A 19,425-nucleotide genomic window follows, 5' to 3' on the forward strand; every position below is an offset into this window, starting at 1 on the left:
CGTGATGAAGTGCTGCAGCGCTGGACTACCCTTTTTACAGGCCCGATGCTGGTACAACGTTATATGAGCAGAGCCAGTCTGAGCAGCTCAGAACTCAGTCGTGTTGACGAATATGTGGATGAGTATCGTCTCCGCTTGAAGAGTGTGAGCTGGTTTATGCGTTGTCTAAACGAATACCTGGCTCGTGAAGCCAATAAGGAAGATGGTTGTAAAGGTCGATTCTGGGAAGGGCGCTTTAAAAGTCAGGCGTTACTGGATGAGGCAGCATTACTGACTTGTATGGCGTATGTGGATTTGAATCCTATTCGGGCAAAACTGGCACCCACGCCTGAGCAGTCAGACTATCCCGGATATTTCATAAACAAGGTTCGAGCCTTTGCCAAGGGGCTTGGATCTGAGTTTTTTGGCCGGACTACTTTTCAATTGACCTCCTGCACCAACTTTTCAAGCAAGACGCACGCTTGGCTGATAGATTTATCGCTAAACCTCCAATTCCAAATAAACGCCCCCCCCAGAGCTCTTTCATCTGGTCGCTTTTTGACTCAATTGAGTGCCTGCAGAGTCATTTATCCCGGTCGGGGTGGCGGCATCGAATAAAACACTTCTGTCACATGCCGCAAAAGCCCCCTGAATGGACAGCTACGAGGTAGATGTAACTTGATCGGATCTTTGTATTCGACCACTTTCACTGCAATTTTGCAGAGCTTCGCAATCACTGTTGAGGGCTGAGCTTTTTCCAGTTCTGTGCCTTTCAGGGCCTTGGTTCTTAACTCATGGTGGATAACGTAAGCAGCACAGGCGTAAAACATCCTCAGATGGTTAGCCAGAAAGCCCTGGTCTGATAGCCTGTCACCAGACAGGTCGCTTTTCAGATGCTTGATGAAGTTCTCATCCTGGCCTCTTGGGCAGTAAAGCTCTTCATAAATGACCTCAGGAGAAGCCTCTTTTATCGATGTCACAATAAAACGAGGATTGTCGCCTTTCTGGTTGACCTCTGCCTTGTAGATGATTCGTGTATCCAGGCCTTTCCAGCTTTTGGCCTGATACTCTGCTTCTCCGTAAAGCCTGAGCCGCTCGGGTATTGGCATATTGTTTAATCTGGCCAGGCCGGTCTTGACCTTGAGTGCTTGTCGAGCCTCATCCAGTAACTCTTTGGCTTTGGGTCGTAGAGCTGTTTTATGGCCTGCCCCTTTGCCCAGCACATAGTCGGAATGCGGATCATCCTGAACAACCCGCATTAGCTCAGGCTGGGCAAAATGGCTATCACCCCGAACCAGCAAATACGTTTTCGGCCACCTCCGTCGGATCAGCTGAATGACGCGCTTAAGAATGGCGGCGTTCTCTTTGCCTGTAGGTGTTTTACCCGGACGCAAGACAGCAGTAATCAACTTGCCGCTGAGTCCTTCAAATATCAGTAATGGCAGGTAACAGTAGTCATTATATTTAGCATTGAACAGGTTCATTTGTTGACCACCATGGGTAATGGTCGGCGTGTGATCCAGATCAATTATGGCTGCCATCGGTGGTAGCTCGTAACTGCTGATGAAATGCTCAGCAAGAGCCTTGGCCACCTTGTAGATGTCCTTTTTGGTCATTGACTGCCCAAGCCTGGTGTACGTCGGAGCTGACGCTAAATGACCCTCTTCGCTCAGCGGGTTTCGTCCAACGGCAAGCTTGAACATAGGATCTTTGCGCAAATAGTTGCTGTCGTTGGCGTCCTCATAACCACAGGCCATCTGCAAAACTCTCTGGGTCAGGAGGTCTTGCAAGGGATGGTCGATGTAGGATTGGTGGCGTTTATCATCAATCGCGTTGGACAGCTTGGAAATGAGACCGCTATGCAGCATGGTTTCGCGCAGTAAAATGGTCCCAAAATCAGATGATAACTCGCCACCCTGAAAATCAGCTCTCAGTGTTTTGCCGTTGACCGGATGAAATTTGAGTATTTCTTGAGCAGGTTGATCCATCACAAGTTCCGAACTGGTGTGTCCGGAATACTCTGGTGGCAATGTCATTTATATCAAGGGCTGAGGGCAAATTTTGCTTATTTTATCACTGCTGTCCGGTTAAAAATCCGGAATAACTGGGAAGTGCCTGTCCCTGTTGGTTTACAGTAAAATAGAAGTTGTCGAGACAGCTATTTCACAGACCAAGAGAGACAGGCATGAAGCATCATAACAGCGTTTTCCAACAGTTGCTCAAAGTCATTCCCCGCCACCAATTCCAGAAGGTGGTTGACCGTCACAATGGTGATCATCGGATCAGAACTCTGTCATGCTGGACTCAGCTGGTCGCCATGATGTTTGCTCAACTGGCCAGTCGGGTCTCGATTCGGGATTTAGTTGAGAACTTCAACACCTGCCACAGCCACCATTACCATTTGGGCGTCTCTCGCATAAAGCGCTCTTCACTGTCGGACGCCAACAGTCATCGGTCCGCCAGCATTTTCTCAGAGACTTTTTTCTTTCTGCTGCAAAAGGTCAGAAGCCATCTGCCACGGGGAGCGGCCAGTGACATGGTACGTCTGATTGACTCCACAACCATCGACTTGAATGTAAACCAGTTTGAATGGGCTCATTTCAGGAAAACCAAGGGCGGCATAAAGCTGCACACGGTTTATGACCCGGAGGCAGATACACCGACCTTCTTCGAACTGACCAGCGCCAAAGTGAATGATCGTAAAGCCGCTCAGAACCTGCCCATTATGGCGGGTGTTACCTATGTTTTTGACCGGGCCTATGATGACTACAGCTGGTATTACGAGATGACCTGCCAGGGTACTCTTTTCGTTGGCAGAATGAAGAGCTCTGCGGTCTACGAAGTCATTGAAACTCGTGCAACGAAGGAAAACTTTATCCTTGAAGATCAAATCATCAGGCTTTCTTCTGACAAAGGCCGTAAAGACTGTCCAACCTACCTAAGACGAGTCAAAATTCACCGTGAGGAAGACGGCAAAGTACTGGTATTTATCAGTAATGACCTGAAGAGAACAGCGGTTGAAATTGCTGCCCTGTACAAATCTCGCTGGCAGATTGAACTGTTCTTCAAGTGGATTAAACAGAATCTGAAGATTAAGCGGTTCATTGGCAGAAGTGAGAACGCAGTGAAAATTCAGGTTCTGACAGCAATGATTGCCTACCTTCTACTACGCCTGGCCCAGATCACAACACGCTGCCAGCTGTCGTTACAGCAAATAGCCAGGAGAATCAGTCTTAATCTGACCGGTCGTCGTTCTCTTCTGGAGTTATTCAGTGATCCTCCGGAGAAAAGCGGGGGCAGCTTGCTCCAGAATCAGGGAAAGCTGGAGCTTGGATATGTTTAACCGGACAGCAGTGTTATTTTATGAATTATCCGGGCTAAGAAGCGAATATCGAGAAGCTAATACAGGGAGTTCAAGTGATGGTTAGAAGAAGAAATAACGATATCAGTACAGAGTCTGCCGTTATAGGCCTGATCACTGTGTACTGGCAGGCAGGAGCCGTTATCAGTCTGTTGCTGGCATTAGCTACCTACCAGACCCTTTCCTGGTCATTGGTACTTAACGAAAAGATTGAAGCGGCTACTCATTCGGCTTTCGGTGTACTGAAGCACATCGACTGGCTGTTTTATTTAGTACCAGGCTTACTGGGTCTTTCTGCGCTGTTTTTTGTTGGTGTGACGTTCAATACTCTGAAAAAAAATAGAGTTGCATAAAGAAAAAAACACTACAAATGTAGTGCTTAATATATCTCTCTATGAAAATAATCCCATAGCTTCAGCCGCAGCCAGGCTAAGTAGAGCTGTTGCTGATCCATAAAACAACACAAAGAGTATTCGCGCCAGTATTCGATCCAGAAGGGTAGTATGTCTGTACAGTAGTTCAGAGTCTGCATGCAACATTGATAATGGGCTGGCTTCCAGTTTCTTGTTCAGAGCTCTTGGTGTTGATAGTGCTTCCGCAACATTAAGGGTATCCAGTCCGCTCATGTACTCTACCCCGAGAGCATCCTTTGTTTCTGGATTTTTCCTTAGCTTTTTGACGGTTACCTGCCCAAATACGAGGAAAAAACACCAGGCAAGAATCATTGTAAAACTGGCAATACCGAATAGCGTCGTAAACATACTCATACTTAATTCAATGCCTTCATTATTCCATCGTACAGATCGCCACTATTGTTCTTGGATAGGTTATTGATGACTGTTGTGGCAGCCACACCACCTGCTGCAACAGCAAGACCGCCAATAATCAACCCGATCCATCCCACTGGTGTAGCAACAGCTAGAAAACCTAAAGCAGCGGCACCAGCCTTTGCGGCCAAAATACCTGTTCCTGCGGAAGCGGCAAAACCAAGTGACTCAATAAACATCTCCCTTTCCCAGTTACCGCCAGCCTTATAACTGTTATGGATATTGCCTACCCGGCTGGAAAAGTCGATGACGGCCAGACCATTACCCAGGTACTTTGTCTGCTGAGCCAGTCTGCTCAGGCTACTGGCCTGAATTTGTGAGCTGACATTAAGACTGGCGATATTACGGCTGCTTCTGGCTATGTTTATGGCTCGATTAGCACTGCTAAGTGGCGTTCCCCGCCTTGCTTTTGTTGCTGTATTGATCGTATTAAGTTCAATCTGAAAGCGTATTTGCAGCTTCTGGAAAGCCTTGAGTACATTATCTCTTGAAACCCTTTTACTAGCCCGGAAATTTCATAAAAGAAGGCAAGTTCCGCCCAATCACTTGATATAATTGGGTCGACCAAAAAAATGCTTCGGAAAAAGCAAAGCGGAACTTGCCATGCCCAAATCTACACAAAAACACCTTCGTTTTCACCCATCCAATAGCAAAACTGTCCGTGCCGACTTCAATGGTGGGGAATTATCCTCTGACTTTGGTGCTCTGCTGCTACGAGAAACCATGCTTCATAGCGGTCTTATTGACAGACTGACCGATGCTATTCACGACAATCGTCACCAGTCCTATATCGACTATTCTCTTCAGGATCTTCTGGTTCAGCGGATTCTGCAAATGGCCTGCGGTTATGAGGATGCCAACGACAGTAATCGTCTGCGTAAAGACCCTATGTTCAAATTAGCTACAGGGCGCAACCCTCTGGGCAATGATAACCACCTCGCATCAGCCCCCACTTTTACCAGACTGGGGCAATCTATGACCCGGACAGATATTTACAGGTTGGCCAAGGCCTTTGCGGATCACTTCATCAGCAGTTACAAGCTGCCACCTGCTGCGATCGTTATTGACCTCGACCACACACCAGCCATCACTCACGGAGCTCAGCAGTTGAACCTGTTTAACGCCAAATACCAGGACTACTGCTATCTGCCCCTGAAATATAAGGGACACCCAGTGCGCCGAGATAAATCGGCAAGAAATTGAAGGTGAAAGCCCTTCATCCGGTAAGGTCTAGCAAACCGCCGGAACCCCGAGTCATGGGCGGTTGTCAGTAATGACAATGGTTAAGCGTTGACAGGGGAAGATGCAGGCTCAGTATTGAGCTCCGAAACCATTATCGAGAACGCCGACCACGTTGGGTGATTGGGAAGGCAATACAACAAGAGTGCGTTACTGCAAGTGCCCTTGTTGGTTCTCCGGAGTCGTTAGACCTGGTGCATGTATCGATGTCTCTTGCGCGGAACTCGGGAGACCCTGTCTGTGATTCACACTTTTCCATGTGGGTCAGGTTCGGTGAAGTCTGTGCACCGAATATAAAGGACAGCCACAAATTTGTTCCATCAAACGCTGCTGGAAGCAGCCGGTAACTGGCTTGAAGAGAAGATCGCCAGTATGTTGGAGATAATCGGTCAACATGTTGCAGAACCAAGGGCTGTAAAGAAACGCCCAAAGCCGCACAAAAGGCTACAACACCCAAGAGCGCAGGCCCGCAGACTCAAGAAATACCAAGGGAAGGCGGCTTAAGTCAGTGCCATTGGAGTCTGCCACCTGTTTGAACGCTTAGAGCGCCGAGATAAATCGGCAAGATGTTAAGGGTGAAAGTCCCTGTGGGGTAAGGCAGGCGAGCCGCCCCAGCCCCGAGTCATGCGCCTGCTACCGTAAGGTAACCGGTGAAGCGTTGACAGGGGTGCCAGTAGGCTAAGTATTGAGCTGCGAAATCAAATAGTTTGAGGTGCTGATGTTGTTATGTTCTGCAGAAAGCAAAATCACCAATTGCGCTAAATCGCAAGTGGCTGGTGAACCTCACGCAGTCGTAGACCTTGTGCATGCGGGTACGCATCTTGTGCGGAACTCGGGAGATCCTGCCGGTTTCTCCTGTAATAGCCATGGGAGACGCAATGGGGAAGGTTAAAAACCACACGCCTATTGTCGTCGGCAGGAAGTCGGACAGGCTAATAGTACCTGAGAAGCAGCCGAACAAAGCAGGTCACCTGCGGCGGAGGTTGTGGAGGAAAGTGGTCTGACCAAGAGGAATATCCAGCAGGGTGTCGGTGGCCGGACTCAGAGCCGGACTAACACCTCGTCCAACCTGCCGGGTATACGTCAAGCAGCGGCGAAGGACAGTCGCTTACAATTCACTGCTTTGTTTCATCACCACACTCTGAACCTGCTGAAAGAAAGTTTCTTTCAACTGAAACGAAACGCATCGGCGGGGGTCGATGGCGTCACTTGGCAGTCCTATCAGCAGGAGTTGGATGCCCGGCTGAAAGCTTTGCACGAAAAGGTGCATCTAGGGAGTTATCGGCCTCGTCCAGCCCGAAGGGTCTGTATCCCCAAGGCAGACGGGAGCGAACGCCCCTTGAGCATCCTGTGTCTGGAAGACAAAATCGTCCAACAGGCTGTAGTCAAGGTACTGGAAGGGATTTATGAGGAAGACTTCCTCGGTTTCTCTTACGGGTTCCGCCCTGCGAGAAGCCAGCACGATGCACTGGATGCACTGACTGTGGGAATCAAAAGAAATCCTGTGAATTGGGTGCTGGACCTGGATATTCGGAAATTTTTCGATCAGGTTGACCATGAATGGCTAATCAGGTTTTTAGAGCACCGGGTGAAAGACAAGCGCATTATCCGCTTGGTAAAACAGTGGATAAAAGTAGGATACTATGCCGACGATGGTCGGCATGTCCGAAGCGTGGCAGGTGTAGCGCAGGGATCAGTGATATCACCTTTGCTATCCAATATTTATCTGCATTACGTGTTCGATCTATGGGTTAATCAATGGCGTAAAAGGAATGCGCAGGGCAAGGTTATTGTTGTGCGCTACGCTGACGACAGTGTGCTGGGTTTCCAACTGGAATGGGAAGCACAGAGGTTTCTGCAGGAACTTGGTGATCGACTAAAAGAGTTCGGCTTATCTCTACACGAGAATAAAACCCGGCTTATTCGTTTTGGGCGATTTGCCAAAAAGGACTTGCAGAGACTGGGAGCAGGAAAGCCAGAAACCTTTGAGTTTCTCGGCTTCACCCACTTCTGCAGTGTGACCCGAAGTAATGAACGCTTCACAGTCGTCCGAGAGACCAGCAAGAAGAGAATGCGGACAACGCTGCAAGGCATTAAAGACCATCTTATGAAGCACAGGCATGAAGCTGTGCCGGAACAGTTGGAGTGGTTAAAACGTGTCATTCAAGGGCACATGAACTACTTTGCTGTACCGGGTAATAGCCGTAGGATAAATGCTTTCAGAACTGCAGTGCAGAGAATATGGTACAAAGCCCTTAAGCGGCGCAGTCAACGAAGTCGCCTGAACTGGAAGAAGTTTGGTGCCTTCGTAAATACTGTGTTCCCAAAGGTCAAAGTCCTTCACCCATGGCCGGAGCAGCGGTTTGGCGTCAAATACTCGAGGTAGGAGCCGTATGCGCTAGCAGTGCTTGTACGGATCTGCGCAGGGGGTGCCGGGTGACCGGCATTCCTACTGTGACCCATCATCCTGACCTCGAATAAAAGCTTTGTTGATTGGGGTGAAATCTTTGGTGATCAAGCTATAGCTACAGCGATACTTGATCGGTTGTTGCATCACGCGACGACTCTCAATATCAAAGGTGAGAGTTACCGCCTGAAAGAGAAGCGCAAAGCTGGGTTACTCAAAGGCACTCCTTCCAAGAAATAAACCTGAAACACACAGTGAACTTAACCGTTGAAAGCGGGTCAAAAGTATTGCTGAAAATGGGTCATCTCAAACCGGTGGAAGAAGGTCATTTCAAAGCGGAGTTAACAACAGGCCTTGGTGTTTATGGGTCTGGTGAATGTCGTGTTTCCCTCAGATAATATGTTATGTGTCAGTACTATAAATAAGGTCACTATAAATAAATTTAAGGAGTCTTAAAAATATTTAGTGTGTCGCTAAATTATTTTATGTATGATGCAGCTGAAGTTTATTTATGAGGTTGCTGTAATGCTAAAAAGACATAGAGATCAACTTTGGGCACGGTTAGATGAGTTATACGCCAATGGTTCAACTTTCATAAGTTGGGGAGAAATATATCATTGGTATAGTATTGAGAGGATAAATAAGAAGCCTTGGCGTGATATAGAAGCTCGTTGGAAGGAATTATTAGAAGAAAAAGAAGAAAGGTATCTTAGCCCCCAAACAGCAGAGGTTGGTGGTGGAGTTACATTATTCTATGCAAAAAAACCAAGACCATTAAAAGAACTAGCAGCTTAACCTACCAAGACACATAACAAGTGGTTCCAGGTGACGCCTACGGCGCACCTGAACCAAGCGTTATATTTCAAACGGAGTCCTCAATGAAAGAAAAGCCTCTCAGCAGTAATGAGCAAATCAAAATCCTAATATTTTGATTACTTTTGATCCCAAGCATCATCTGTCTTGTCGGGATTATACCTACTATATTCATAGCCTTTGGGCTGTACATGATGCATAGGAATAAAGATTTTTCTTATGTAGAGACTGCTGTAAAAATCTTCAAAATATACACATCCGTTGCATTATTGATTTGTACAATCACTGCTGCCGCATTATCATATCAAGTATTTTTAGATGAGCAATTCTACGAGAAATCCGATCTGTTTTTGGCAACGATATTTAGGGCTATGTTGCGCTTAAAGGTTGAAAGCGGAGAAACTCCATAATTTTATTACCCAATCGATCAGGTGTTAGAGTTTGAATCCCGGTTAAAGCTCTACGCCAGCCCAGGTAATGTGGTAAGTATTTTGTCGCAACCCCATGAAAAATCCCTTCTATCCAGCCCTTAAGATGGCCATGATATGCATTGACATGTTGTAAGTGAAAGATTCCATCTAAAACCCTTTTGCCAGATGATGTCACCAGCTCCTTGAAGGTGAATCCCAGCTTCCTCGCAAGCTTCTCGTGAGCGAGGCTTGCATCAGCACAAACAACAGTTTCAATATTGATTCGACCATTCAAATGACGACAAAGTTCGTCTGCACTCTCGTTATCAAGAATACCATCTACAGTGTGACAGTTGCGATCTCTGGCTACCATGACTGGGACTTTCCTGCATTCAGATTTCTTATCGGAGCCTCTTTTGCGAGCAGGTCTAGGCAGACCTTTCCTCTGCCCCTTAAACGACTCACGAAAGAATGTTTCGTCGATTTCCGCTATACCACCAAGCTCTGGTGCCTGATCATGCTCAATGGCTTGCAAAAAGCGATGACGCCAGCGGAATGAAGTTCCAAGCGATATTTGGCACTGCTTGGCAGCCGGACGAAGCGTGTGAGAGAATGAGTCATTCCTTCAAGATAACTGGACCATTTTTCGGGGTGCCTGAGTCGAGCCAATGGTGTTTTGGAAAAAGAGTTCAAAGTTTTATGGCAATCCTTGCAACGAAAACGCTGGCGCTGGTTGCGAATACCCCACCGCTGTAGATCTTCAGAACCGCAGTGTGGGCATATTGGTGCCTTTATAAAGCCCTCTTCGATGGAGACAGCAATATCGGAAGGGGAATGTCGATCCGATAGTGCATTAAGCAGAATATTTTTCTGTTGATTTGTCAGTAACGAAATTGCATTAAGAACTTCTTGAAACTGCTGAGACTGCATAACCTAGCCTCCGGTTGAAGAACCTCGTGACAGTTTAGTCCTGTCAACCCTTTAGCGAAACATAGCCGATATTTAGCGTAGCAGCACTTTTCTACCGAGTGCTTGTTAGTTATCTTTTCTACATGCCCTTAAAGAAACATTCCAGCTGGGTAATTCATGATGGTATTTTTTCTACAACACCAAAGATCGTTAAAAATGAATCAAATGTAACAGTGGGTATCATACGAGGAGAAGGCTTAAAAAATTATTCAGTTGCAGATGAGCTGATAAAATGGTCAAAACTAAAAGTTGATGGTGTAATCACCGACAAGCAGTTCGAAGATGCAAAAGCCAAGCTATTAGAAGGTAATAAATCATAAATTTCTCGAAAGAAATATAACAAATGCATCGTAGGGACTGCGCCTACGGCTCAGCCTCACATGCAGGCGTTATGCGACATTGAGTCGTATATGTAAGCTGTTATGCGCTAAAGATAGTCCTCAAGTCTAAACAAAATTACATCGTCGGGAATATTGTTGACATCATAATATGATTCAAACAGAGTATTAATAACTGTTTGCAGAGCAATAATTGTATTTTCATAACCTAGATGTAAAAATAAATCATAAACAGCAATAAAATTATCTTCATCTAGAAATATTCTATCAAGAATTAACAGCTTAAGAGGGTTATTAGTTATTTCTTCTATTCGAAACACATAATTGGCAATCAAGGCCAGTTCAGAACTTAAACCAGCAACAGCTCTTATAAATAAATTTCTTGCAATTATAGTTGCTCTGTTAATATCTCTAGTTTGATAGTTTTGGCTATATGATGATTCAGATAAAAGAATAAGAATTGTTAATGCGAATATTTTCATAAGCAAAGTGAAGAACGGTTTCGGCAGCCAATGTTATGGGTGGTTTTGTGCTGTTCTTTTAGCCACTATCTGGTGTGCTACAAATAGAAAATCAAGCTGTATTTTCTCAATTCGCATCAATATAGTCTAAACCAAGGCGCATAACAAATGCTAGTCTTCTCCAATATGAAATGAGCCTAAAGGAGCCTCTTATTTCCAATATGAAATGAGCCTCACGCCTTTAGGTCTTTCGTCCATGATTAGTGGATGAAAATCATTATGAATACGAGGCTCATTAAGACCCTTCAGCAGGTCCGAGAATTACTCGAACAGGCACCAGTAATAGAACCAGGCTGGGAGTCGAAAGACGAGTGTTATCAATGGATTGAAGAGATTTTAAGGCACTTCCGATATCGAACTCTTCTCCGTCCAGATAAAGGGCTTATCAAGCGCTACCTGACAGTCGCTACAGGCTACTCAAGGGCTCAAATCACCCGCCTTATCAACACTTACCTTGCTGAAGGCCATTTAAGGCGAAAACAGCGCACGATCAATGGTTTCAGTAGCCAGTACACCAAAGCCGACATAAGACTTCTGGCTGCTACAGATCGCCTCCACAACGGCCTTAATGGTGCGGCTATCAAGAAGCTCTGTGAACGGGCTTACGAACAGGGTGATCAGAAGTATAAACGACTGAAGGGTATCTCTGTCTCGCACATATACAACCTGAGAAAGTCAAAGACATACCGAAACATCCGAACGCCTAAAGACGTCACCAGACCGACAAACAGGGCAATTGGCGTGCGACAAAAGCCCAGACCAGAAGGACAACCGGGGTTCATACGCATCGATACGGTTCATCAGGGTGATCAAGACAGAGTAAAAAGGTGTGTACCATATCAACGCTGTCGATGAGGTCACACAATATCAAATGGTTTGCTCTGTTGAGAAGATCAGCGAAACATTTCTGATTCCTGTTCTGGAAGAGCTGTTGGCCGCACTCCCCTTTAAATTAAGGGGTTTTCACTCAGATAACGGATCTAAATACATCAATGGTCGTGTATCTGAATTACTTGAAAAACTTCGTATAAATTTCACAAAATCAAGAGCAAGAAAAACAAACGACAATGCTCTTGTAGAAAGCAAAAACGGAGCAATCATAAGAAAGATGCTTGGTTACGCTCATATTCCTCAAGAGTATGCGACAGAAATCAATGAGTTTAACAGAAACCATCTCACCCCTTACCTGAACTTTCATCGTCCATGTTTTTTTGCGGAAACAGAAATAGATGCAAAGGGAAAAGAAAGAAAAAAGTATCGCTATGAAAACATGATGACACCCTACGAAAAATTCAGGAGTCTCCCAAACAGCAAGAAATATTTGAAAAAAGGGATCACTCTTGAAGAACTTGAAGCAAGAGCTACAAGCATGAGCGATAATGAAGCAGCAGAGCAGCTACAGACTGCCAGAGAATCACTGTTTCAATCAATTTTTGAACGAAAGGCCTGAAAGCACTGGCTTGACGCTTCCTTCAGGCTCATTTTGGGATTAGAAAATACTGTGCCGGAGAAAAAAATTGAAAGTCGAGTGTATTTGCGTAAGATGCGTTCATGAAGGGCTGCTTTTCTGGTGCTGTTTGTTTGACGACTGTATATCACCACAGAACAGCCCTTTTTTCTTTGCCCCTGGTCGTCAAAGTGACCGATATATCGGGGTTGCGGTGTCGTAGGGAAAGAACTGCACCCCATCGATTTGCACCATCACACTGGATAACGGAGGCGAATTTGCCGCACATGAAAAGGTGTCAGAAGCCGTGCATCCTGATGTATTTTTTGCCAAGCCTTATGCCGGCTATCAGAGAGGAACAAATGAAATACCAACGTAACCGGTCATTTGAGGACGTCTATAAAACCTGCTGATTTATGACCATGCTACTCCTGCAATCATTCACAGGAGCTCACCATGTCCCAAACAGTAAAACGACTGACCAAAGAACAGTGGCAAAAACTCATCTCTGAGCAACAAAGCAGCAACATGAGCCAGACCGAGTTTTGCCGATCCAAAGGACTTTGCCTCGCTACCTTCTATAACTGGAAGCGCAAACTCAACGCCCCTGAAAAAAGCACCTCCGAAACCAACCCTCAATGGGTAGAACTTACTGCTATCAGCCAACCCCTCCCAACGCAAACCTGGGACATCGAGCTGGAACTGCCCGGCAATGTCATCCTCAGGATGCGTCAGTAACATGTTCTTACCCGAATCCGGTGTCAGGGTGTGGTTATGCACCCAGCCTACCGATATGCGAAAGTCTTACGACGGACTCTCAGCGCTGGTCAAGAGCCAGCTTCAGGAAAATCCACTTAGCGGCCAATTGTTTGTGTTCATCAACCGCAGGGGCACCCAGACAAAGATACTCTATTTTGACCGCAGTGGTTATTGCATCTGGAGCAAACGACTGGAGCAGGGTACATTTCGCCATCATTGGCGGGATGCTGTTAAGCACTCTCTGTGTTGGACCGATTTGAACATGCTGCTCGAAGGCATAGACCTGAGCTCTGTCCAAAAACGCAAACGTTATGACCATACACAGCAAAAATCCAGAAAGCCGCTATAGTCATAACCCATGAATAATTCTGAAGCCACCGCACCCGTTGACCTGCAACTGCAAAACCAGCAGTTACAGTCCGCGTTAGATGCATCGCTTCAGAAAATAGAATCCCTTGAGCAACAGCTCAACTGGTTTAAACGGCAACTGTTTGGTGAAAAGTCTGAAAAACGGCTGACCATTGATAACCCCGACCAGATAAACCTGGGTGAAATATTTAAAGCCCCGTCTGACCTACCACCACCAGAAACAGAAATAATAACCTATGAGCGGCGCAAGAAGCAGCGCCCTGAAGATTGCGTCACTGATGAAGGTCTGCGTTTTGACGACAGAGTCCCGGTAGAGGTCACTGAGTTGCCTGCCCCCGAATTGCAGGGTGAAAACGCTGATCAATATGAAATCATTGATTACAAGGTAACCCGCAGGCTGGCGCAGCGCCCCGGCAGTTATGTGATTCATGAACAGCGTCGCCCGGTGGTCAGACATAAACCAACCCAGACCCTGAGTACAGTAGCCGTTCCATCCGGCATTTTTGACCGTAGCATTGCCGACGTCAGTCTGTTAGCAGGCATGCTCATCGACAAATTCGTTTTTCATCTTCCTCTGCACTGGCAGCATCAGAGAATGGCGCTGGGCGGAGTCACCCTGAGTCGCGCCACACTGACCGGTCTTGTGAAAAGAACCATTGAACTTCTGCGCCCGGTTCATGACGCCTTGCTACAAAGCGTCCTTGAAAGCCGGGTACTGGCGATGGACGAAACACCGGGCAAGGCAGGACGTAAAGAAAAAGGCAAAATGCAGAAAGCCTGGTTCTGGCCGGTGTATGGCGAGCGGGACGAAGTTGCCTTTACGTTATCACTGACCCGCTCCACCCGGCACATCGAACCTCTGCTGAAAGACTTTGAGGGCGTTTTACTCACCGATGGTTATGGTGTGTACGACAGTTACTGCAAGAAACATCCTGAAATCACGCAAGCCCAGTGCTGGGTGCACACCCGCAGATACTTTGACCGGGCGAATGACGATGAGCCGGAGGCTACCAGCCATGCGCTGGGGCTGATTGGAAAACTTTACCGTATTGAAAAGCGTATCAGAGACTCAAACGCCTCCACGGAACAGAAAAAACAAATTCGGCATGAAGAAAGCAGACCATTGGTAGATGAGTTCTTTGACTGGTGCTACCAGGAACGGCAAAGACCGGAGCTGACCAAAACAAACCCTTTAAGCAAAGCACTGGCCTACGCACAAAATCACCAATCCTCTCTGCGAGTGTTTCTGGATGATCCCGATGTTCAGATGGATACCAATCATCTCGAGCGTTTACTTCGGTGTATCCCGATGGGAAGAAAGAACTGGATGTTCTGTTGGACAGAAACAGGTGCAGAACACGTTGCCATTATCCAGAGCTTATTAGTCAGTTGCCGATTACGGGATATTGATCCCTACAAATATCTGGTTGACGTTCTTCAGAGAGTCAGCCTTCACCCTGCCCGACAAATTGATGAGCTGATTCCCCGGAATTGGAAAGACCGCTTTGGGAAAAATCCGTTAAAAGCGCCTCTGGACAATTAGGGGTAGTCTCTTCGCTGTTTGTCCGCTTACTGCGCTACAGGGGTAGGGTAAATCTCAAAAAAATGGTCAATGACGGCAATAATATTTGTTTTAGAATTTTCTTGAACGAGAAAAAAAACGATAAAAAAGGAGAAGTGTTTCAACTATGAATAACAGAATGCTGAGGTGTGGGTATTTTTATCTGCTGCTTTTTTTTACTTTACCGGCTGTAGGTGGTGGTAATAATAATGTTGGGTCGCTCTCTCTTCCGCTGTTGCTTTTTGCTAAGCCATTCACGGAGCTGCTACAGCTACAGGTAGTGCCACTTATTTTTAACACTCCGGGTTTAAGTTATGTCAGGCAAAAAAATGGACCACAGATTCTGGGTGGCATCTATCAGGAGCTTGAACCGGAGCTTGAACCACAAATAAAAATACGTGAACCAGATCCAGAATACAGCCTGGAGGAAGTTAAAGTAAAACCTATGTTCAAAAAAATAATAATAATTAATGATGAGCTTAAAAGAGAAGAAGTAGAAACAAGCTCCTATATTGGCGCGGCGACAGAGTCAGATGGCTTGTCCATTCTTGGCGGTCTCAATCAAGTAGATTCTCCTACTTCTGCTGGCTTGTTAGCTGATCATCAATCAGTAAAGCCAAGAACTATACCAGAGAGCAACTCGAACCAACCAAGTGGAGATGGAGGTCATTCGCCAGAACCACCCTCCTCAACCGACTCTTCCCCCTCCGGAACAGGAAAAACTGAGTCTATACCTATAACGGCCAGAAAGAAAACTCTGAAAGTCAAACCATTTCGTGGCAATTTTTACACCAATAACTCATCCAGAGTCTCTTTCATAACACTGGATGACTTAATGGGTAAACATGCTGATGATAAGGCGGTTATATTACTGATTAATGATAAACCTTCTCTGGTCAAAGGAAGTGATGATGTCAATGAGGGAGAGATCGAACTTCACCCAAACCATGATTCACGGGCAGAAACCTCCCCAGAAAATGGTGATTCTTTACACACGGTTGAACTGTCGATGTTTGAAGGGGCTTTAAGTGTAGCGAATAAGGCTGATTTGCGCATAGAATTAATTCACGACAATAAAGATAAGTCACCTGTCAGTTTCATACGTCGGGAAATAATTGAATCCTTACAAAAGTGCCTTGAAAAAACCCCTGTGCCAAGTGTGAATTATTGTTACGCATATGATAGTGAAAGAACTGGAAGCAAAGAAGTGTATGGGCAAATTCTGCATCCCTTACGAGTCACTGTCACTGGCCAAAAAACAGCGGATTTACAGTTTATCGGGAAAAAGACCAGACTGCAGTTAAAAGAAGAGCCTTCAATCAAGTTCCTATGCTCAAGCGAAGAGAGTGAATCCGAAACTGAAAGTGGTATCGAGGCATTCGTGAAATCTTCTCCCAATCTGCCAGGAAGCAATATGATGTTATTGCCGATAGAGATATTCTTTCGATTGGGGCTCCACAAGGATCCCACTCCTATGATTGGGCTTACTGGTAAAGGCCCTACTGGTAACAACTGTGTGTTTAAGGTTGCAGTTACTGAAGAAGATACACGCCCTTCCATCAATTTCAAATCCGCATGGAAGCTGGGGGTGCCGAAAGATAGTGTTGCTGCAGAGTATCTTATAAAGAGGTTTGACACCTCTCAGCAGCAGAAACTAATTCAACCGGCTGCTTTTGCGTCGTTAAAAATAGAGAGCCTGGAACCTAAACAAAAGCGAAAAGTAACAGAGCTGAAAGAGGACGATACCCAGAAACGTATAGCTGAAAAAATGGCTGATACTCCTATTCAGTCGGGAATGGATTATCAGGTGTCTCTGTTTGATAACGAGTTGAGCTCCAGTAAAAATGGCTTGATAGCCATAACAATAGAGTCTGTTCATGGCTCAGAGACATCTTCGGATCCTGTCTCCGACCCTGCGCCTCCTTCCCCCATTTTTACAATTACAGAAGATACTGTTCTCCAACTATCCAGTGATGATTTCTCCCTCGTGAACACGTTGGGAACGGTTATAAGTGAGGCGCAAGAAGCTTCTTCTGGAATGAGTATGATGCAGACTTTCCATCAATACGTAGGCGGCGTTGATGATGCCCTTCATAAAATTATCGAAATGGTCATTATACCAGCACTTTTAAAACAAGAGACTTCCAGAGGAATTATTCTTCACGGTCCTCCCGGGACAGGAAAAACCTCTATAGCCAAAGCCATTGGGCCAGCAATGGGCATAGCTGACGATCGCATTGTGACTGTGGCCGGAGCTGAAGTTATGAGCAAGTGGGTCGGAGAGTCACAGGAGAACGTTCGAAAACTATTTGCCCCCGCAAAGAGAAATCCGGAAAAGTTATATCTATATGTGTTTGATGAATTCGAATCATTGGCTAAAAAGAGATCGGCTACAGTTCTATCTGATAGCATTAAAAGCGATATTGTGAATGAACTCAATGCTGTTATGGATGGAATCCACACTTTACCAAACATCATTATTGTCGGGAGTACGAATTACATAGACCAGATTGATGAAGCTCTTAAGAGATCTGGCCGATTTGGTTTGCTGTTGGAAATAAAACCACCGGAACAGAAACAGAGGCAGCATATTTTGGAAGTTCTGGCCAAACAAATCAGTTCTGACTGCTGTAAGTTTGATAAGAGCATTAGTTGGCAAATGCTGGCAGAAAAGACTTCAGGGTATACGGGAGCTGATTTAAGAGAGCTTCTGAGGCGCGCGACAAGACTTTCTATAGCAAAGATATTGGGCTCAGTAGATACCCTTTCGGCTGATGATGTAAAGTCTATGGCGGGAAAGGCTGATTGTCAGGTAAGTCAAGATGAAATTCTAAAAGCGATTATTGACAAAGAAGGGGAAGATAAGTGGGATATTGAGTTAGCTAATCTCCCGATGGAGCATGAGTTTATTTCTTTTGGGGAGAACCAACCAATACCTAAGATTAATCGTTTTCTTAGGCAGGTACTGGAAGGGCGGGTCAGACATATGCCCATTTTATTATCTGGCCCTCAGGGAGCAGGCACAAGTGCTTATGCCAGATGGATAGCCAAAAATAGTTCATTTGATATGATAAAAGTACTTTCTACACGGTCACTTATCCAAGACTCCAATAAAATCCAACAGGTTAGAAATTTATTTGAAAGTACTAAGAACTACCAGTCATCACTAATTATTGTTGATAGTCTTCGTGAGCTTCAAAAAATCGGTTCAATATTTGAACTGGTGAGACACTATATCAATACTCCTCTGGATAACTCGAGCTCATGTCAGAGAAGCATGGCAATACTGGCCACAGAAAGCATTAATCCGGGAGAGGAAAGTGTGTCAGAATCGGAGGGTCTTCGCTTTAAAAGCAAGTTTAAACTAACCCATCTTGAGCAGGGTCAAGCTCGAGCATTGCTGCAAAAGAACGATATAGATGATGATCAGGTTCAGACGATTGTAGATTTTCTTGACGCAAATCCTTGTACCATCAAGCATTTTCTGGATGCTTTTTTTATGTTTTCTGAACAGGATAGTGATGGAAACATGAAGGTGGACATTGATGGTTTGATAAGTCATTTGTTGGAAATACAAAAATCTTCCCCCTTTGGTATATATAATTAGCCCGAATATTTCATAAACCAGCAGCAGTCTCCGGTCAGATTTTTTAATTGCGGTTTCTTCCGTGGATTTGCTGCTCTGTTCGCCATGGGAAAGGCGTCATACCCCGGATTCATCTTTAGACTGGTTGTTTATCAACCAGCTCTGCTTTTGCGGGATAAAAACAATCCCCAAAGCTCTTTCATTAGGTTGCTATCTGACCTGACTGGATTCTATAAAGCGGCTTACCCCGGTCGAAGTATCGGCATCTGGCAAAAGACCTCGGTCACATGCTGCAAAAGCGCCTTGACTGGGCAGCAAATATAATATAAGGGACACCCAGTGCGCCGAGATAAATCGGCAAGAAATTGAAGGTGAAAGCCCTTCATCCGGTAAGGTCTAGCAAACCGCCGGAACCCCGAGTCATGGGCGGTTGTCAGTAATGACAATGGTTAAGCGTTGACAGGGGAAGATGCAGGCTCAGTATTGAGCTCCGAAACCATTATCGAGAACGCCGACCACGTTGGGTGATTGGGAAGGCAATACAACAAGAGTGCGTTACTGCAAGTGCCCTTGTTGGTTCTCCGGAGTCGTTAGACCTGGTGCATGTATCGATGTCTCTTGCGCGGAACTCGGGAGACCCTGTCTGTGATTCACACTTTTCCATGTGGGTCAGGTTCGGTGAAGTCTGTGGACGAAGACTGGACGCTTACGCAAGCAGGGAGTCAGATAGTTTCATAGTAGTGAGGAAACTGGCGAACAAAGTGCAGGTAAACACACCAGACCACGGCGGAGCCGGTGGAGCGAAGGGAACTAACCGTCAAAAAGAGCGTGACAAGCCG

At 45.8% G+C, this 19,425-nt stretch carries 18 protein-coding genes and 3 pseudogenes; 16 read left to right on the plus strand and 5 right to left on the minus strand.

Annotated elements, in window-relative coordinates; all coding sequences use genetic code 11:
• On the plus strand, positions 1-597 hold a 597-nt coding region (locus GZ78_RS30110), incomplete at its 5' end, for a transposase (protein WP_407919823.1).
• Here GZ78_RS30110 and GZ78_RS26505 read toward each other — a convergent pair.
• Entirely contained in the window at positions 567-1,967 is a 1,401-nt protein-coding gene (locus GZ78_RS26505) for an IS1380 family transposase (RefSeq protein ID WP_051786590.1), read from the minus strand. The two genes, GZ78_RS30110 and GZ78_RS26505, sit on opposite strands and share 31 nt — an antisense overlap.
• A gap of 197 nt (positions 1,968-2,164) precedes the next feature.
• Between GZ78_RS26505 and GZ78_RS26510 the strand changes: the two genes are divergently transcribed.
• Together GZ78_RS26510 and GZ78_RS26515 are read left to right on the plus strand one after the other, a co-directional pair.
• A complete protein-coding gene (locus GZ78_RS26510; protein ID WP_034837026.1) occupies positions 2,165-3,322 on the plus strand; it encodes an IS4 family transposase in 1,158 nt (385 codons plus the stop codon).
• Positions 3,323-3,399: 77 nt separating this feature from the next.
• A complete protein-coding gene (locus GZ78_RS26515) occupies positions 3,400-3,693 on the plus strand; it encodes a hypothetical protein (protein ID WP_034843261.1) in 294 nt (97 codons plus the stop codon).
• 39 nt (positions 3,694-3,732) lie between these two features.
• Here GZ78_RS26515 and GZ78_RS26520 read toward each other — a convergent pair whose 3' ends face one another.
• Together GZ78_RS26520 and GZ78_RS27960 are read right to left on the minus strand one after the other, a co-directional pair.
• A complete protein-coding gene (locus tag GZ78_RS26520) occupies positions 3,733-4,107 on the minus strand; it encodes a hypothetical protein (RefSeq protein WP_051786591.1) in 375 nt (124 codons plus the stop codon).
• 2 nt (positions 4,108-4,109) lie between these two features.
• The gene (locus tag GZ78_RS27960) at positions 4,110-4,346 is read right to left on the minus strand and encodes a hypothetical protein (RefSeq protein ID WP_201772814.1); all 237 of its coding nucleotides are present in this window, start codon (positions 4,344-4,346) and stop codon (positions 4,110-4,112) included.
• A gap of 424 nt (positions 4,347-4,770) precedes the next feature.
• Between GZ78_RS27960 and GZ78_RS26530 the strand changes: the two genes are divergently transcribed.
• The 4 genes and pseudogenes from GZ78_RS26530 (at position 4,771) to GZ78_RS26545 (ending at position 8,608) form a co-directional block, all read left to right on the plus strand.
• Complete coding sequence (locus tag GZ78_RS26530; RefSeq protein WP_152558979.1) at positions 4,771-5,370, plus strand: transposase; 600 nt, start codon at positions 4,771-4,773, stop codon at positions 5,368-5,370.
• A 1,021-nt stretch (positions 5,371-6,391) separates the two neighbouring features.
• On the plus strand, positions 6,392-7,792 hold the full coding sequence (ltrA, locus tag GZ78_RS26540; protein WP_201772724.1) for a group II intron reverse transcriptase/maturase: 1,401 nt from the start codon (positions 6,392-6,394) through the stop codon (positions 7,790-7,792).
• A 75-nt stretch (positions 7,793-7,867) separates the two neighbouring features.
• A pseudogene (locus GZ78_RS28590) lies at positions 7,868-8,053 on the plus strand (ATP-binding protein); the annotation flags it as partial.
• Between the two features lie 249 nt (positions 8,054-8,302).
• Entirely contained in the window at positions 8,303-8,608 is a 306-nt protein-coding gene (locus GZ78_RS26545; RefSeq protein ID WP_051786247.1) for a hypothetical protein, read from the plus strand.
• Positions 8,609-8,995: 387 nt separating this feature from the next.
• Here GZ78_RS26545 and GZ78_RS29220 read toward each other — a convergent pair.
• Positions 8,996-9,966: pseudogene (locus tag GZ78_RS29220) on the minus strand (IS1595-like element ISEnu2 family transposase).
• 122 nt (positions 9,967-10,088) lie between these two features.
• On the opposite strand from GZ78_RS29220, the gene GZ78_RS26555 reads away from it, so the two are divergent.
• Positions 10,089-10,325, plus strand: coding sequence for an SHOCT domain-containing protein (locus GZ78_RS26555; RefSeq protein ID WP_051786595.1), 237 nt, complete (start codon positions 10,089-10,091; stop codon positions 10,323-10,325).
• A gap of 107 nt (positions 10,326-10,432) precedes the next feature.
• Here GZ78_RS26555 and GZ78_RS26560 read toward each other — a convergent pair whose 3' ends face one another.
• Positions 10,433-10,825 carry a hypothetical protein gene (locus GZ78_RS26560; protein ID WP_034837975.1) on the minus strand — a complete coding sequence of 131 codons (393 nt, stop codon included), beginning with the start codon at positions 10,823-10,825 and terminating at the stop codon, positions 10,433-10,435.
• Positions 10,826-11,083: 258 nt separating this feature from the next.
• Here GZ78_RS26560 and GZ78_RS30115 point away from each other — a divergent pair, with 258 nt between their 5' ends.
• From GZ78_RS30115 to GZ78_RS30545, 8 genes and pseudogenes are all read left to right on the plus strand, one after another.
• Complete coding sequence (locus GZ78_RS30115; RefSeq protein ID WP_201772815.1) at positions 11,084-11,719, plus strand: hypothetical protein; 636 nt, start codon at positions 11,084-11,086, stop codon at positions 11,717-11,719.
• Positions 11,720-11,795: 76 nt separating this feature from the next.
• On the plus strand, positions 11,796-12,314 hold the full coding sequence (locus GZ78_RS30120) for a hypothetical protein (protein ID WP_236631710.1): 519 nt from the start codon (positions 11,796-11,798) through the stop codon (positions 12,312-12,314).
• 238 nt (positions 12,315-12,552) lie between these two features.
• Positions 12,553-12,678: pseudogene (locus tag GZ78_RS31140) on the plus strand (IS30 family transposase); the annotation flags it as partial.
• Positions 12,679-12,767: 89 nt separating this feature from the next.
• Positions 12,768-13,049 carry an IS66 family insertion sequence element accessory protein TnpA gene (gene tnpA, locus GZ78_RS28600; protein WP_081870072.1) on the plus strand — a complete coding sequence of 94 codons (282 nt, stop codon included), beginning with the start codon at positions 12,768-12,770 and terminating at the stop codon, positions 13,047-13,049.
• Position 13,050: 1 nt separating this feature from the next.
• Complete coding sequence (tnpB, locus tag GZ78_RS28605; RefSeq protein WP_152558980.1) at positions 13,051-13,419, plus strand: IS66 family insertion sequence element accessory protein TnpB; 369 nt, start codon at positions 13,051-13,053, stop codon at positions 13,417-13,419.
• A 9-nt stretch (positions 13,420-13,428) separates the two neighbouring features.
• Positions 13,429-14,982, plus strand: a complete 1,554-nt coding sequence (gene tnpC, locus GZ78_RS26585; protein ID WP_051786596.1) for an IS66 family transposase — start codon at positions 13,429-13,431, stop codon at positions 14,980-14,982.
• Between the two features lie 145 nt (positions 14,983-15,127).
• Positions 15,128-18,607: an AAA family ATPase gene (locus tag GZ78_RS26590; RefSeq protein ID WP_034843276.1), complete on the plus strand. Its 3,480-nt coding sequence runs from the start codon at positions 15,128-15,130 to the stop codon at positions 18,605-18,607.
• Positions 18,608-19,197: 590 nt separating this feature from the next.
• On the plus strand, positions 19,198-19,425 hold a 228-nt coding region (locus tag GZ78_RS30545; protein WP_236631711.1), incomplete at its 3' end, for a hypothetical protein.

The sequence above is a fragment of the Endozoicomonas numazuensis genome, from assembly GCF_000722635.1.
Lineage (GTDB): Bacteria > Pseudomonadota > Gammaproteobacteria > Pseudomonadales > Endozoicomonadaceae > Endozoicomonas_A > Endozoicomonas_A numazuensis.